This is a genomic window from Vitiosangium sp. GDMCC 1.1324, from assembly GCF_003044305.1.
GTDB lineage: Bacteria > Myxococcota > Myxococcia > Myxococcales > Myxococcaceae > Archangium.
Genome location: NZ_PZOX01000031.1, coordinates 123470 through 139758, shown reverse-complemented (window position 1 = coordinate 139758; position 16289 = coordinate 123470). Strand labels below are relative to the sequence as shown.

Below are 16289 nucleotides of genomic sequence, written 5' to 3'. Positions count from 1 at the left end.
TGCGGCTCCCGGAATTCCCACCTGGGAGCCCCGGTCACCGCGCGTTACCTGCGGATGGACAGGGCCGTTTCCGGATGTCACGGAGCCAGGTTTTTTTCCTGATCGTGCGCTCGCCCACAGGGCCCCGGTTCCCTCGTTTGCAGGATCAACGAGCGACGGAGTAGCGTCCCCCGGCGGTTCTCAGAACATGGAGCAATTCCCCGGCTACACGTTCGCGCAGAGCCTTCGCCAGGACTCGCGCGTCGTCTTCTACCGGGGCCTCCGGCTGGCCGATCAGCGGCGCGTCCTCGTCAAGCTCCCTCGCTCGCGGCCCACCTCGCCTCGCGATTCCGCCGAGCTGCGTCACGCCTTCGAGCTGAGCCGTACGCTCGAGACTCCCGCCATCGTGCCCCTGCTGGCCCTCGAGACCTTCGGGGACCAGATGGGACTGGTCTTCGAGGATGAGGGAGGGAGCCTCTTGAGCGAGCTGCTCGGCGCCCCCATGGAGCTCGGGCAGGCGCTCGCGCTTGCCATCGGCGTCACCGGGGCGCTCGCCAACCTGCATGGGCACGCGGTGATCCACAAGGACATCCGCCCCGAGAACCTCGTCGTCCATCCCGAGACGGGACGCGTCCAGATACTCGACCTCGCCCTGGCCTGTCGCGGCGTGTGCGAGCCCCCCTCGCCCCAACCCCCCGACCAGCTCCTCGGGAGCCTGCCCTACCTCTCTCCCGAGCAGACGGGACGGATGGACTGTCCCATCGACGCGCGCACCGATCTCTATTCGCTCGGTGTCGTGCTCTATCAGCTCTTCACCGGCCAGCTGCCCTTCCAGGCCGAGGATCCCCTCGAGTGGATCCACTGTCACCTGGCCCGAACGCCCCGGCCGCCCTCGGAGCTCCGGCCCGAGTTGCCGGGCGTACTGTCGCAGCTCACGCTCCGCCTGCTGACCAAGGCCCCCGAGGCGCGCTACCAGACCGCGGCGGGGCTGCTGGCCGATCTGTCACGCTGCCAGACCCAATGGGTGGCCACCCATCACCTCGAGCCCTTCCCGCTCGGCACCGCGGATGCGCTCGGGCAGCTCGGCATGCCCCGGCTGCTCCACGGCCGGGACACCGAGCTGCGGCAGCTTCATGCCGCCTTCGCGCGCGTCGCGGCCACGCGCAAGCCCGAGCTGCTCATCGTCACGGGTGAGCCGGGAGTCGGAAAGTCCTTCCTGGTCACCCAGCTCGAGGGCACCGTCCACGCCGAGGGTGGCCTGTTCCTGCAAGGCAAGTTCGAGCAGCAGCTGGGCACCCCCTACGCCGCCTTCGCCCGTGCGCTGCAGCCCTTTCTCCGCCGCCAGGCCGCTGGCGATGTCTTCGAGCGGGCGCGCTGGCGCGAGCGGCTCCTGTCCTCGCTCGGCACGAGGGGTCAGCTCATCGCCGACCTGATACCCGAGCTGACCCTTCTGAGCGGCCCGCTGCCGAAGAGAGGGGCCGAGCTCTCGTCCGCCGAGGCCCAACTCCACGTCCCCACCGCCTTCCGCCAGCTGCTGGGGGTGCTGTGCGAAGAGAGGCCGCTCGTTCTCCACCTCGAGGATCTGCAGTGGGCCGATGCGGCCAGCGCCCGGCTCCTGCTGCACCTGCTCACCCAGCCGGCTCCGTATCCCCTCCTCCTGCTCGGAACCCGCCGCGACCACGACCCGGATCCTTCCGCCCCACTGGCGCTCACCCTCGCGCAGCTCGAGAAGGCCGCGGCGCCCATTTCCGAGATGGTCCTGTCCCCCCTGTCGCGCGAGGACTTCGTGCCCTTCCTCACCGAGGTGCTCGCGACCCGGGAGCAGGCGCTGGCGCCGCTGGCGGAGCTCGTGCACGACAAGAGCCACGGCAATCCCTTCGTCGCGCTGCAGATGCTCTCCGCGCTGCAACGCGAGGGGCTCCTCGTCTTCGACTGGGGCCGCTCGGCCTGGCGCTGGGATGCCTTTCGCATCCGCGACCTGGAGCTCAGCCACGACGCCGTCGACCTCGTCATCGACAGATTGCGGCGCCAGCCCGCCCTCATCCGCGACACGCTGGTCCTCGCTGCCTGTCTGGGCTCGAGCGTCGAGCTGGAGACCCTGCAGGTGGCGAGCAGCCTGTCCGAGGAGCCGCTCCGGACGGCCCTGGACGCGGCGGTACACGAAGGGCTGCTGCTGCGTGCCGACCGCGGCTATCGCTTCCTGCATGACCGCGTCCAGCAGGCCGCCTATGCACTGCTCGCCCCCGAGGCACGCGCCGCGACACACCTGAACATCGGCCGCCGGCTGCTGGCACGGCACTCCGGTGACCTGGGGCCCGAGCAGACTTTCGTCCTGGTGAACCAGCTCGACCGGGGCGCCCATCTGCTCGAATCGGAAGGCGAGCGGCTCGCCATCGCGCGGCTCAACCTGCGCGCGGCCCGGTGGGCCAAGGCCGCCTCCGCCTATCGCGAGGCCCTCCGTTACCTCGACGCGGGCATGACGTTGCTCGCCCCCGAGCCCTGGCGGCACCAGCACGCCCTCGCCATGGAGCTCGCCCTGGAGGAGGCCGAGTGCCGGATGTGCGCGGGCGAGCTCGAGGAGGCCGAACGCGAGCTCACCGCCCTCCTGGCGCGAGCGAGGACTCCCTCGGAGCGCGCGAGCGCCCTGCGGCTCCAGGTCTCCCTCCACACCACACGCGGAGCCTCCGTCCAGGCCATCGACAGCGCCATCGCCTGCCTCGAGCAGTATGGCATCGTCCTCGTCCATCACCCGTCGCCCGAGCAGGTAGAGACAGCCGAGCGGACGCTCGAGCAGCTCCTGGCCGAGCGTCCCCTTGAGCGGGTGACCAGCCTGACTCCCATGAGGGCTCCCGACATGGAGGCCGCCATGAGTGTCATGGCGGCCCTCCTGCCCACGGCCTACTTCAGCGACGTCCGCCTGCATCGCCTGGTGGCCTGTCAGATGGTCATCCTCACCCTCCAGTTCGGCATCGTGCCGCCCTCGGCCATGGGCTTCGCCGCCTACGGGCTCGAGCTCGTCTCGCAGCGCGCTCACCATGCCGAGGGCGCGCGCTTCGGCCACCTGGCCCTGGCGCTCGTCGAGCAGCATGGCTTCGCCGCCTACGAGGCCAAGGTGTGCAATGTCGTGGGAGGGGCCATCCTCCCCTGGACCGAGCCCTTGCGCTCGCTCTACCCCTATCTCGAGCGGACCATCCTCTCCGGTCAGCGCAGTGGGGACCTGCTCTTCGCCGCCCTGGGGCACCATCAACTCGTGGCGATCAAGCTCGACGCCGGAGAGCCGCTCGGAGACGTCGAGCGGCTGGCCCAGGCCACCATCGACTTCTGCCGCCGGGTGCAGTTCGAGCCCCTGGCCGAGGTGGTGGACATGCATCGGCACTACATGGGGGAGCTGCGCGGCCAGCCCATTTCCTCTCCTGGAGAGCCGTTCGCCAGCGAGGCCTTCGCCGAGCGGGTGCGCCACAGCGCATTGCCCGCGACCCAGTGCTGGTACTGGCTCCGGCGCCTGCAGCTCCACCTGGTCTTCGGCGACCGTGCCGCCGCGCTCGCCGGACTCCGGCAGGCCGCCGGGCTCATCGTCCACCTCCGGGGACAACACGTGGACGCCGATTTCGCCGTCGCGGCAGCGCTCACCCTGGCGGCCAACTGGGACGAGGCCCCCGCGGAGACACAGGCCGCCTGGCTGGCTGAGATCGAAAAGCACCACGCCTTCCTCCAGGAAGTCGCGGCCGTCTGTCCGGAGAACTTCCTCACCCACGAGGCGCTGGTGGCCGCCGAGCTGGCGCGGCGACGTGGACAGGCCGAGCATGCCCTGCTGCGCTACGAGCAGGCGCTCCAGGCCGCACGGGACAGTGGCTTCACCCAGTACGCGGCGCTCGCGGCCGAGCTCGCCGCGCGCTTCCTGCTCTCGCGCGGGTTGCGCATCAGCGGCGAGGCCTTCCTCGAGCAGTCCTGGCGGGCCTATCACCGCTGGGGTGCCGAGGCCAAGGTGCGCCAGCTCGAGCAACTCTATCCCTCCCTCCAGGAGCGCCTGGGAGGGCGTGTGCCTTGGGAGGGCCAGTACGTGGAGCCGGCCCGGCTCGACACGCGCGCCCTGGTGCGCGCCTCACAAGCCATCTCCCAGGAGATCGTCCTGCCACGCCTCCTGGAGGCGCTCATGCGCAGCGCGCTGGAGGAGGCCGGCGCGGAGCGCGGCTGGTTGCTCATGCTCGAGGGTGAGCAGCCCCTCGTCCGCGTCCGGGCGAGGATGAACGGGTCGGGCACCCAGGTCTCGCTCGAGACCGGGCCCGAGGCCTCATCCAGCGAAGTGCCGGACTCCATCCTCACGCACGTGCGGCAGACGCGACAGCCCCTCCTGCTCGATGACGCCTCCCAGCCAGGCCCCTTCTCTTCCGAGCCGGGCTTCGCCTCGAGACACGTGCGCTCGGTGCTCTGCCTTCCCATTGTGAGGCAGGCGAAGCTGATTGGCGTGCTCCATCTCGAGAACGGCCAGCTCACGGGAGCCTTCACCCCGCAGCGGCTGTTCACCCTGGAGGTGCTGGCGGCGCAGGCCGCCATCTCGCTCGAGAACGCGCGCCTCTATCAAACCGCCCAGGAGGCCATTCGCACGCGCGACGACTTCCTCCGGTCCGCCTCCCACGAGCTCAAGACGCCCATCGCCGCCATGAAGCTCCAGCTGCAGGCGCTCGCCCGGCACATCTCGGCCAGGTCCGGGAAGCCCACGGACGCGCGCCTCCCGGAGCTGCTCAAGACCTTCGATCGCCGTCTGAGCCGGCTCGCGCACCTAGCCCAGCAAATGCTCGACGTCTCGCGGGTCCACACGAGCCCGCCCGAATTGGCGCTCACGGAGGTCGATCTGGCCGAGCTCGTGCGAGAGCAGGTGGACCTGGTGACCAGCCAGCCGCGGGCCGCGCCGTGTCCGATGGAGCTCGACCTCGAGGCGCCCCTGGTGGGGTGGTGGGACCACGACCGGCTGGAGCAGCTCGTCACCGATCTGCTCCACAATGCGATGAAGTTTGGCGCTGGACGTCCCATCACCCTGCGCCTCCGCTCGCGGGGAGACAGGGCGCGGCTCGAGGTCCGGGACCAGGGCATTGGCATCGAGCAGGCCGATCAGGCGCGCATCTTCGAGCGCTTCGGCCAGGCCGCTTCGACACAGCATTACGGTGGGATGGGGCTCGGCCTCTATCTTGCTCGCGAGACGGTCCACCTCCACGGAGGAACCATCACCGTCGAGAGCCGCCCCGGGGAAGGCACGCTCTTCGTGGTGGAGCTGCCACGCGGTGGCCCGCCCTCACGTCCGGCGGCTTAGTCTCCATTTCGCGAAAACAATCTCTTCCCAATGCAAGCGCGTTTTTCGCACCGCCTGGCATTGTTGCCGTTTGAAGAATAGATACATTTTGAGAAATCAATCAGCAACACCGCGTTCCAGTGAATGACCCTTTTGAGGCCTCTCTTGCTGGCACATACTTTCTGACCTGTGACCAGGGCATCTTTTACCCATCGTGGGTCCACATCGTCCGCCAGGGCTGGCAGAGAGAACAGTGCAACCATTGCGAGTGCTATGTATTGAGTCTTCATGGGTCTCCTGTTGAGTGGGGAGTGTTTCTCATACTTGCAGTTCTGTTCCCCGCTCTTCCGACGGCGTCAAGCGCGATATATTGGCGCGGGGATTCCGCACCTGGAGTCCACCCAACGCCACTGGAGAATGCATGAACCCTCGACTGTCTGGCTTGCTCACCCTCGTTTCCCTCACCGCCGTCACGGGCTGCATGCAGGTCCAGCGCCCCTATCAATTCAGCGTCGGCTCGATGGCGGAATCGCCCACCAGCACGGTGGCCCGGACGCTCGCCGCGAGCGGACAGGAGCCCGTGAATGTCGACGAGAAGCTCGGCGTCGTCCAGACGCGGTGGCAGGACACCTCCTTCTTCTTCGGCTCCGTCGGTAAGGTCCAGGCCACCATCGTCCGGCGCTACACCGTCACCGTGGCCCCGAGCACCAACGGGAACACCGTGAGCCTCCGTGCCGATCTGAAGAAGTGCCCGCAGGGCGGCTTCTCCATCGGCGACACGGAGGTGCGTGGCCTCTGCCAGGCCATTGAGGGTCTGCCCGAGTCGTTCCAGCAGGACATCGACGCGCTCGGCTTGAAGCTGCAGCAGTCGCTCGCAGCGGCGCACTGAGCCGGGGAATCCGAACCCGAGCCGCCACTCCCGTGACGTACGCCACCCGAGCAAGCACCGCGAGCACGTGGTGCGCTGAGGGGTAAACCGAGCGACTGGCGGTTCCACCCGCCGATCGGCAAGCGAGCAGGGGTGGCACGGAGTCGCTGTCCGTCTGTGCCCGTGCTGCCCTTCCGCCCGATGCCCGCCCCGCGGGGACTCCCTAGAGTGAGCCCATGGACTGGGGCGAGGCGCCGCAGTACTGGCTGACGCGGTTCTGCTTCCAGCGGGCGTTGGGCTTCATCTACCTCATCGGCTTCCTCGTGCTGATGAGACAGGGGCGAGCACTCATCGGAGAGCGGGGAATCCTGCCGGCGCCGCTCTTCGTGAAGCGAGCTCGCTTTCGCGATTCACCGAGCCTCTTCTTCCTTCGCTGCACCGATCGCTCCCTGACCCTCGGGGCCTGGGCGGGGCTCGTCCTCTCGGTGGGGGCGATGAGCGGGCTCTCGGAGGCGTACGGCTTCGCGCTCTCGGTGGGGGTATGGGCCTCGCTCTGGGTGCTCTACCTCTCGTTCGTCAACATCGGGCAGACGTTCTACGGCTTCGGCTGGGAGTCGATGCTGCTGGAGGCGGGCTTCCTCGCCATCTTCCTCGGGCCCTCGCGCGCGGAGCCTCCGGTGCTGGTCATCTGGCTGCTGCGCTGGATGCTCTTCCGGGTGATGTTTGGCGCGGGCCTCATCAAGCTGCGCGGCGACGAGTGCTGGCGGAAACTCACCTGCCTCGACTTCCACTTCGAGACGCAGCCGCTCCCCAATCCCTTCAGCCGCGCGTTCCACCGGCTGCCCCGGCCGGTGCACCACGCCGGCGTGCTCTACAACCACCTCGTCGAGCTCGTCGTCCCGTTCGGCTACTTCTGGCCGCAGTGGCTGCGCTACCCGTGCGCCGCTCTCACCCTCCTCTTCCAGCTCATCCTCATCGCCAGTGGCAACCTCTCCTGGCTGAACTACCTCACCCTCGTGCTCTGCATCCCCGTGCTCGACGACATGCTGCTCTCGCGGTTGCTGCCCCTCGCGCCACCGGCGGTTCTCGAGCGCTCCGCGATGCACCACGGAGCGGCGCTCGCCCTCACCGCGCTGGTGGGAGTGCTGAGCATCAGGCCCGCCCTCAACCTGCTGTCACGTCAGCAGGCCATGAACCTCAGTTATGACCCGCTGCACCTCGTGAACACCTATGGCGCTTTCGGGGGCGTGACGCGCGAGCGGCTGGAGGTGGTGCTCGAAGGCACGGATGCGCCGGCCCCCACTCCCGACGCCCACTGGAGGGAGTACGAGTTCAAGGGCAAACCCGGGGATCCACGGCGCCGCCCGCCCGTCGTCTCGCCCTACCACCACCGGTTGGATTGGCAGATGTGGTTCGCGCCGATGTCCTCGTACGCACAGCACCCCTGGATTCTCAACCTGGTGGCCAGGCTGCTGCAGGGGAACGAGGCCGTGCTGGGATTGCTCCGGAAGAACCCCTTCCCTGACACGCCGCCGAGGCACGTGCGCGCCGAGCTCTACCTCTACCGCTTCAGCCGCTCGGGCGAGGCGGGCTGGTGGGTGCGCACCCGCCTGGGCTCCTATCTTCCACCGCTCTCGCTGGAGCATCCGGGCTTCCGCCTGGTGCTCCAGGAGATGGGGTGGCTCGAAGAGGTGGAGCAGGCGCGGAGGACAACGACATGATAGCGCGAGACAGACGGGTATCCTCACCGCATGGACGCCATCAAGACGCTGACCACCGTTGCCACCGCCGCGATGAAGCCCATCGCCAAAGCGGGTGGCTTCAAGAAAAAGGAGCTGACCTGGCGCCGCCGCCACGGCGAAACAATCCAGGTGCTCAACGTGCAGCGCTCGCACGGCAACACCGCGAGCGAGGCAAGCTGCTACGTGAATGTGGCCATCTCCTTCGACGCCCTCTACTGCCTGGGGAACCGGCCCATTCCCGAGGAACCGAGAGAGTACGAGTGCCACTACCGCCAGCGGATGGAGCACCTCGTCCCGGGGGCCCCGCCCGCCTGGAGTGTGGACGCGAACACCGATGAAGCAGCCCTGACGGCACGGCTCTCGGCGGACCTCGCGCGCGCCATCGCGTTCCTCGACGCGGTGGATAGCCCGGCGAAGCTGCTGCAGCACGAGGTGCTGGATGAAGGCTCCGGGCTCTTCCTGCGCGCGCAGCTCCGCTACGTGACGGGAGACCCCGACGGGGCGCTCGCCGACGTGAGCCAGGGCGTGGCGCTCTTCGCCGATCGCGGGCTCACGCTCGGACGGCAGCTCAAGGTGCTCCACCTCGCGCCGCTCGCGTCCAGGTAACAGGACGGAAGGCGCCCCAGCCACCCTCACGGTGTGAATTCTCTGACACCTTCTGCGCGTCTGCTCGAGCCCTCCAGCAGGCGTGACGTGTATTTCGCAGGCACCGAGGTGCGCGGCATGGCGGTCTACATCTCATGCATCGCGGGCAACTCCTCGCGGCAGTTGCCCCATGCCTGCCAGCAGGTGCTGAGCTTCCGCTGAGCCCCTGGCGAACGCTAGAAGTCAGACATCTACACCTCAATGAACGTTGTGCCGGTGATGCCCTCACCTTCTATGGCTACTTTGACGCGCTCGGAGACGATGAGGGCCACGGGCCAACCCCACGGGCGGAAGATATTGGCGTCTCCGACCTTTGTCGGGTCTATTCTCAATCCTCTGACGTCGCGATACGCCCCCACCAACTCAGGCTCTCCATGCCTGGGCTCCCAGAACGCAACTTCTTTACATCGATCCTCATCAATGCACCGGATAATGCGGAGGGCGTTGAGGACAAAGAAGGGCTCAGAGTAGCCTCCCGCACGTGCCGGGATGAACTGTACCTCGTCCTGAATGCCTAGCCGCTCGCACATGGAAACAAAGCGATGGCTCACAACAGAAGCAGCCGCTGTTTCCGTATAATCGAGCGCTTGCCCGGGATAGCGAACAGATAAGAGTGGCATCCCTTCCAGATGCACAGGCTTCCCTTGCTGGAGTTCCCAAGGAATGATTCTGTGTCCCTGAGCGTCCAGGGGGCCCTGGAGATACCAGCGCCCCGGAACATGCACATCGCCCAGCAAGTCATAATATCTGTATTTTGCGCTCATCATGGCTCTCTCGTGAGATGCTTGTTGAGGTCCGATCCGGGCTTGCAGATCTCGCTCGCGAGCTCGTCGAGTGCCTCATTGAGCCCTGTCCTACATTCCACCATTGTCCTACATCTCCCGAGTGCGTTTCTCAGCTTGTTGTAGACAATCCGGTGGTACTCCTCGGGGTGAGGGCCCTTATGGCCAACGACAAAGAGCTTGTTCGCTGGATCATCGAGGCTCATGCCAGCTTGCTCGAAGAACTCCTCAAACTGTGGAGTCCAGGGACCGCCTCTGACTTCGGCTTTGCCATTCTTGTTGGTGGCAATGTGATGTTCTGGAGCATCACCCTTGCTGTTGTCTTCCCGGCATCCTCCCGTCGTCCGTGCCGCCTTGATGGCTGCCGTGGCCGCGGACGCCTCCGTGCCCACCAGAGCCCCCATGAGCAGGACTGTCCCGTTCGCCACTGAGGTCTCTGCAGTCGCCGCCTCCCCCACAAACACCGTCACTTGCGCTCCGGCCCCCTGCACGACCGGTGTCCCCTGCAGCGTGACATTTCTCGCCAGGGCGTACCGGGGTGTGCCGAGCCTGCCCCACAGCCCACCTCCACCCGGCGCCTTGGGCACCTCTGGCAGTTTCCCCGCCAGCCGCCCGATGGCTATCGTCACCAGGACTCTCAGCGCCGTGGCACCTACCTTCGGGCCAAAGTTCCGGGCGGCCCTGTCCAACTGCTCGAAGCTCTGTGCCGCCTCGGCCTCCTCGTACAACTGCTTGACCGCCATCGCCACGTTCAGGAGCTCCGTCGCCCCATAGGTCCACATGAGCCAGAGCGTGAGGGTCGCCACGAACCCCTTGCTCAGGAAAGGCTCAGGCGCCGCGAGTGCCACGAGGTACAAAGTCATGGAAGCAGCCATGGAGACGATGAAGACGGGGGAATTGAACAGCTCCATGGCCGCCTCGCGTGCGCCCTCTCCCATGTACTGAGGAGAGAGCCGAAGCGCCTGGAAGAAGCGGCTGTTTTCCAGGTTGTCTGGCAACGCAAGGGCGGACTTCCCTGTCCCGTAGAGCGCTTCATGGTCCTTGCGAATCTTCTCCTGCCACTCTGGCGCTCCAGCGCTGACAGATTGCGTCCCCACACTCGCCACCCTCGTCCCGCTGGGGTAGCGCGGTGGAGGCAGTGGCTCCTGTTTGCCGTATTCCGCTTCGAAGGCGGCGACAATGGCCCGCCCGTCCTCCCGGGTAAGCGGCGCCTGCTCCCGGTCGGGCGGCAGTCTCTTGAAGGTGAGCTGGACCCCCTTACGCCCCCAGCCACCGTCGTACTCGCGCACTTCGACGGGCGCGAGTGCTCGGCCGGGCGGGGCGCCTCGAGCCAACATCGGGATCAGAACCAGGCACAAGATGGGGGTGACGAGCTGACGCATGACCGGCTCCTCCTGTCCTTTGGAGCACCCATGGGGCGTGAGCCGGTGATTGTCCACTCCATGGAGCAGGGAGCCAAGGCCCCATTTCCAGGATGCAAGGGGGACGCATGGGTTTGTTAGGGATTGGCAGATGTGGTTCGCGCCGATGTCCTCGTACGCGCAGCACCCCTGGATTCTCAACCTGGTGGCCAGGTTGCTGCAGGGGAAGTGCGCACCCGCCTGGGCTCCTATCTTCCACCCCTCTCGCTGGAGCATCCGGGCTTCCGCCTAGTGCTCCAGGAGATGGGGTGGCTCGAAGAGGCGGAGCAGCTGCGGAGGAGAACGACGTGACCACACGAAACAACGAGGACAAGTCATCACCCACCCGGCTCCCTCAGAAGCCCTCGCGACGTGGTTGCTGCGTCACTGCCTGGGAGCGTGGAGTGGTCCGTTCGCGAAGAAGCGCTGCTGGAAACGCTCGCAGTAGCGCACCAGGTTCTGCTGCTCCAGCGTGTACTTCCGGAGCGGCGAGTCCACCGGAAACGCGATGATGCTCACGATGAACGCGTAGAGCGCCGCGTCGAACGAGGCGGGGTTCTCTCCCAGGAGGAACGGCTTGTCGCCGAGCACCATCGCCACCGCGGAGACATCCGCCTTGCCCATCTCCAGGATCTCCTCCGGCCGGTGGCGGCCCAGGCCCTGGGTGTGCATCGCCTTGGTCATCCCTCGGCGAATCATGGGCACGATGAGCTTGCCGACGACAGGCGGAAAGATGGCCTCGAAGACGGGCTTGTAGACCTGCCACCCCTCCTGTGTGACCCAGCGCTCGTAGACGATGTGCCAGTAGAGGCTGTCCTCCAGCACGCGCCGCACCAGATGGCCCCTGGCGACGTCCTCCTCGCCGAGCTTCGCGTCGAGCGGGTCTCCGTGCTTGCGCTTGAGGTGCTCGATGATGAGCTGGGAGTCACCGAGGAACGAGCCATCCTCCTCGATGAAGGGGATTTTCCCCTTGGGGGCCTTCCCGTAGTCGGCCGCCTTCGCCGTGTAGGGGACGCCGGTCATCCGGAGATAGCTCTCCAGCTTCAGGCAGAAGGGGCTGATGTTACCGATGCCGAACGCGGCGGGGGCTTGATGGAGGGTGAGCATGGGGGAACCTGTCGGGAGTCTATCCCGCGAAGGGCAGTTCAACCTCATCCACGAAGGTCCGCAGACGCGCCCAGCCCAGCAGTCCGGTGGTCAGTCGGGACAGGCGCATCCTACAAGGAGGCCCCTCCATGCGCATCGAACGTCTCCTGCTCGCTAGAGAGCACCCCGCACCACCTCCTTGGCGGGAGCTCAACCGAGCGGCTGGATGCGTTCAGCGAGCTTCCCGGTGGCGAGCAGCTCGCGGAACTCGTCTCCCATCCGCTCCCCTTCCGCCAGCACCTGCCGCCAGGCGCGCAACCGCTCGGCGTCCGGCACCCGGACGAAGTCCTCCCGATCCGGAATCTTCCCGTACGGCAGACGGGCGACGAATTCGGGCGACGGTGAGATCAGCAACGCCCGGCGGAAGTTGGCCGGCCCCGCGCGCCTCCAGCGCAGCGACTTGTCGAACCAACCGGGCACCACGTACGGGTAGAAGTGTGGATAGAGCACCAACCCCTCTCCCGGGCCGAACTCCAGGTCAAGGTGGTAGTCGATCACTCCGCCATCCCGGTAGATGCCACTCCCCGCTCCCGGGACGCGCACCCCGCTCAGCACGAGGGGAATGGACCCTGACGCCATCAACGCGGGACGCAGGTTCTCCCGGGTCAGTGGCAGGTGGACGGAGGGCAGGTCGGCCAGCCCGGCGAACGGACTGGTATCCCCCGCGCTGTGGAAGATGACGCGCTCCATCTGGAGCCCCAGGGTGCGGCGGCTCACCAGATTGCCCAGGGCGCCCAGTGCGAGCCCCAGCATCTGCGCATGGCGCTGCTCGCTGGAAACGAGCCCCCGGCAGCGGGTGGTGAGCACGTGCAGCCTCGCCCACGGGTGGCCCAGGATCTGCGCCTCGCCCTCGGGACCGAGGAGCGCATCCAGGATGCCCTGGCTGGTGGTGCTCACCAGCGATGGAGGCGGGTTGGGCGGATAGCGCTGCTCGACGTACGCCTCCGCGAACCGTTCCAGCGCGGCCACGGGGTCCTTCTGGGCCAGGCACGCCAGCCGCCAGCTTCCAATCGAGGAGCCGATGAGGTGCAGCGGGCGGGTCCGGGCCTGGAGCACTTCCCCGAAGAGCACCCGGTCGAGCCCGGCCAGTACCAGCCACTTCGGCCCGCCGGAGGCACCAGGAAGGACATCGATGTCGTCCGCGCGCAGGCCGCGTTCACGAATCAGGCGCAGCGCGTCGGGGCCAGCCAGGAGGGTGAGGCTCGAGCTCATGCCGGGGTGGGATATAGAGGTGTAGATCTTTTTCCAAGGGCGTTCGTTGAAGCCCTCATGCTCAAGCGCTCGATCCTCTGCCTCGGCCTGTTGTCGCTGCCCGGACTCGCTTCCGCGGAGCCCAACCCTCCCGCCAACAAGCCCGCCGTCCAGCCCCGTGCCCCCGTGTCCGCCGGGACGCTCGAGGCGGCCATCTCCGCACCCCGGGTGCAGATCGCCCTGCTCCTGGACACCAGCAGCAGCATGGACGGCCTCATCGAGCAGACCAAGCGCCAGCTCTGGACGGTGGTCAATGCCTTCCAGAACGCCCGGCGCGAGGGACAGGCGGCCCGGTTGGAGATCGCCCTCTACGAGTACGGCAACGACACGCTCTCGGCCGAGAGCGGCTACATCCGCCAGGTGGTGCCGCTGACCACGGACCTGGACCGGGTGTCCGAGCACCTCTTCGCCCTGAAGACCAACGGCGGCAGCGAGTTCTGCGGCCAGGTCATCCAGAAGGCGACGCAGCAGCTCGAGTGGAGCAAGGAGAAGAAGGACCTCAAGCTCATCTACATCGCGGGCAACGAGCCCTTCTCACAGGGTCCGGTCTCCTTCAAGACGGCCATCGCGTCCGCGAAGGAGCACGGCATCGTGGTGAACACCATCCACTGCGGCCCGTCCGAGGTGGGGGCGAGCTCCGGCTGGGCGGAGGGGGCGAGGCTGGCGGGCGGGCAGCCCTTCAACATCGACCAGAACCGGGCGGTGGCGATGATCGCCGCGCCCCAGGACGAGGAGATCGCCAAGCTGGGCGTCGAGCTGAACAAGACGTACCTGGGCTACGGACGCTCGGGCGCGGAGGCCAAGAAGCGGCAGGCGGCCCAGGACGAGAACGCCAGCACCAACGCGGTCAGCGCCACCACGCGCGCCATGTCCAAGGCCTCGCGGCTCTACGACAACTCGAGCTGGGACCTGGTGGACGGCACCAAGCAGGGCAAGGTGAAGCTCGAGGCCCTCAAGGACGAGGAGCTGCCCGAGGAGCTGCGCGGCAAGAACGCCGAGGAGCGCAAGGCCGTCCTCGATGCCAAGGAGAAGGAGCGCACGGCGCTGCAGGCGCGCATCCAGCAGCTCAGCCAGGAGCGGCAGAAGTACCTGGCCGGTAAGGAGAAGGAGCAGGCCGCCGAGGGCAACAACACGCTGGACAAGGCCATCCTCCAGTCCGTCCACACCCAGTCCAAGGAGCAGGGCTTTACCCTGGAGTAACGGGGGGTTGAATGACGCGTGGCGTCGAGCGGGGGGCTATGACAAGCTGCGCGCCCCCCCACCTCGTACGTCGAAAGGAAGCGTCTTGAGTCAGTCGCGCCCCCTGGAGTTTGCCCGTAGCACGGAAAAGGAACCCCACCTCGAGCGAGCCCGCGCCATCCTGCGCGCGCACCCCGAGATCAAGGACCTGTGCGGCCCGACGCCCATCACCGCTCTGTTCGTTGTACTGCTGGTGGTGGGGCAGGTGGGAATCGCCTGGGCCCTGCGTGATTCACCCTGGTGGGCGCTGCTGGCCACCGCGTGGCTGGTCGGCGCCTTCATCGATCACGGCCTGTGGGTGCTCATCCACGAGTGCACCCACAACCTGGTCTTCCGCAGCCCGCGCCTCAACGCCGCGCTGCAGCTCTTCACCAACCTGCCCATCCTGTTCCCCGCGGCCGCCTCGTTCCGCAAGTACCACCTCATCCACCACCGCTTCCAAGGCGACGTGGAGCTGGACGCGGACCTGGCCACCCCCTTCGAGGCGAAGCTGGTGGGCAACTCGTTCTTCGGCAAGGCCTTCTGGCAGCTCAACTTCTGGGCCTTCCAGGCGCTGCGCGTGCCCCGGCTCAAGCGCGTGCCCTTCTTCGACCGCTGGTACCTGGCCAACATGACCATCCAGCTGGCCTTCATCGGCGCGAGCTGGGCGCTGCTCGGGCCCCGCGCGCTCATCTACATGTTCCTGGCGTCCATCTTCGCCATCGGCTTCCATCCGCTGGGCGCCCGGTGGATCCAGGAGCACTACCTGGTCAAGCCGCCCCAGGAGACGTACTCGTACTACGGGCCCCTCAACTGGGTGGCCTTCAACGTCGGCTACCACAACGAGCACCACGACGTGATGCGCGTGCCCTGGACGCGTCTGCCCAAGGTGCGCCAGCTCGCCCCCGAGTTCTACGACTCGCTGCACTACCACCGCTCGTGGACGGCGCTGTGGTTGAAGTTCCTCTTCGATCCGTCGCTGTCGCTCTACAGCCGCATGACGCGCAGCGGCGGCTCGGGAGACAACTCGGTGCAGGCCGAGGAGATGTCCAAGGCGGCCTGACGTGGGCGAGGCCCGGGCTCCGCGCGGCACGCTGGAGCGCTGGGCCCGCCGCCCCACTGACACCCACGGACGCTCGCCCTTCGCTCATCCTTCCGCGGCGAGGGGCGACTCGGAATAGCGGGTGAGCAGATCCTGCGGCGTGCCGAACACGGAGAGCGCGCCGGCGGCTCGCAACTCCTCGTCCGTGAAGCCGCCGCACACCAGCCCGATGCACCGCATTCCCAGGCGCACGGCCCCCTCGACGTCGTAGGGCAGGCCGGCGATCGTCAGCGTGTCGTCGGTCCCATCGAGCCCCAGCAGGCGGATGGCCTCCGCGGGAATCTCCTCGTTGAGCCGGGTGCGGTTCACCTCCGCGTCCGTGGTGCGCGCGTCGATGAGGTCCGCCACCCCGAGCAGCTCGATGTAGTGCTCCAGCTCATCGGGATCCCCGGTGGAAGCCAGGGCGATCTTCCACCCCTCTTCCCGCAGGTGCTGGAGCAGCTCGGTGGCCCCGGCGAAGGGCCTCACCCGGGAGAGGTACTCCTCCTCGAAGATGGCGCGGTGGAAGCTCGCCAGCTCATCGGCGTGGCGGTCGTATTCATCCTCCGGAAGGAATACGGAGAGGAACTGGTCACCCTTCCGGGCCATCTGCGCGAGCACCCGTGGGAGCCGCACCTGGCGGCCATAGCGCGCCAGCGCCTCCTGCCAGGCACGTGCGCGCAACACGTGGCTGTCCACCAATGTCCCATCCACTTCGAAGACGATTGCCTTGGGCAACGCACATCCTCCGTTAAGCAAGCTGCGCACTCCCAACGCCTGTCACCAGACAAGAAAGTCCGCGGACGGGGCAGGATGCCCCGCGGGCCTTTGGTCCCCCTCGCGGGAAGGCACTCGCGCCCGCTCTGCACATCTCCAGGCGGGCAGGCGGA

General features: G+C 67.3%; 12 protein-coding genes. 7 read left to right on the top strand and 5 right to left on the bottom strand.

The window, feature by feature from the left end; all coding sequences use genetic code 11:
- The first annotated feature begins 187 nt into the window (after positions 1–187).
- The 4 genes from DAT35_RS51975 to DAT35_RS51960 all read left to right on the top strand — a co-directional run bounded on the left by DAT35_RS51975 (position 188) and on the right by DAT35_RS51960 (position 8482).
- Positions 188–5287 carry an AAA family ATPase gene (locus DAT35_RS51975; protein ID WP_108076933.1) on the top strand — a complete coding sequence of 1700 codons (5100 nt, stop codon included), beginning with the start codon at positions 188–190 and terminating at the stop codon, positions 5285–5287.
- Positions 5288–5687: 400 nt separating this feature from the next.
- A complete protein-coding gene (locus tag DAT35_RS51970) occupies positions 5688–6155 on the top strand; it encodes a hypothetical protein (RefSeq protein WP_108076932.1) in 468 nt (155 codons plus the stop codon).
- Positions 6156–6370: 215 nt separating this feature from the next.
- On the top strand, positions 6371–7855 hold the full coding sequence (locus DAT35_RS51965; protein ID WP_108076931.1) for a lipase maturation factor family protein: 1485 nt from the start codon (positions 6371–6373) through the stop codon (positions 7853–7855).
- 30 nt (positions 7856–7885) lie between these two features.
- Complete coding sequence (locus tag DAT35_RS51960; RefSeq protein WP_108076930.1) at positions 7886–8482, top strand: DUF4304 domain-containing protein; 597 nt, start codon at positions 7886–7888, stop codon at positions 8480–8482.
- Positions 8483–8712: 230 nt separating this feature from the next.
- Here the strand turns inward: DAT35_RS51960 and DAT35_RS51955 are convergent, their stop codons facing one another.
- Complete coding sequence (locus tag DAT35_RS51955) at positions 8713–9288, bottom strand: imm11 family protein (protein ID WP_233262214.1); 576 nt, start codon at positions 9286–9288, stop codon at positions 8713–8715.
- Entirely contained in the window at positions 9285–10685 is a 1401-nt protein-coding gene (locus tag DAT35_RS51950) for an AHH domain-containing protein (protein ID WP_108076929.1), read from the bottom strand. Before DAT35_RS51950 ends, DAT35_RS51955 begins: the two co-directional genes overlap by 4 nt.
- A 130-nt stretch (positions 10686–10815) precedes the next feature.
- Here DAT35_RS51950 and DAT35_RS62580 point away from each other — a divergent pair, with 130 nt between their 5' ends.
- Entirely contained in the window at positions 10816–10956 is a 141-nt protein-coding gene (locus DAT35_RS62580; RefSeq protein WP_108076928.1) for a hypothetical protein, read from the top strand.
- Positions 10957–11087: 131 nt separating this feature from the next.
- Here DAT35_RS62580 and DAT35_RS51940 read toward each other — a convergent pair whose 3' ends face one another.
- Both DAT35_RS51940 and DAT35_RS51935 read right to left on the bottom strand, forming a co-directional pair.
- A complete protein-coding gene (locus DAT35_RS51940; RefSeq protein ID WP_158502241.1) occupies positions 11088–11810 on the bottom strand; it encodes a glutathione S-transferase family protein in 723 nt (240 codons plus the stop codon).
- Between the two features lie 189 nt (positions 11811–11999).
- Positions 12000–13061 (bottom strand): patatin-like phospholipase family protein, encoded by a 1062-nt coding sequence (locus tag DAT35_RS51935; RefSeq protein WP_108076926.1) that lies wholly within the window; start codon positions 13059–13061, stop codon positions 12000–12002.
- Positions 13062–13118: 57 nt separating this feature from the next.
- Here DAT35_RS51935 and DAT35_RS51930 point away from each other — a divergent pair, with 57 nt between their 5' ends.
- Together DAT35_RS51930 and DAT35_RS51925 are read left to right on the top strand one after the other, a co-directional pair.
- Entirely contained in the window at positions 13119–14300 is a 1182-nt protein-coding gene (locus DAT35_RS51930; protein WP_108076925.1) for a VWA domain-containing protein, read from the top strand.
- An 85-nt stretch (positions 14301–14385) separates the two neighbouring features.
- Entirely contained in the window at positions 14386–15381 is a 996-nt protein-coding gene (locus DAT35_RS51925) for a fatty acid desaturase (RefSeq protein WP_108076924.1), read from the top strand.
- Between the two features lie 84 nt (positions 15382–15465).
- Here DAT35_RS51925 and DAT35_RS51920 read toward each other — a convergent pair whose 3' ends face one another.
- Positions 15466–16137 (bottom strand): HAD family hydrolase, encoded by a 672-nt coding sequence (locus DAT35_RS51920; RefSeq protein ID WP_158502239.1) that lies wholly within the window; start codon positions 16135–16137, stop codon positions 15466–15468.
- Between the last annotated feature and the right edge of the window lie 152 nt (positions 16138–16289).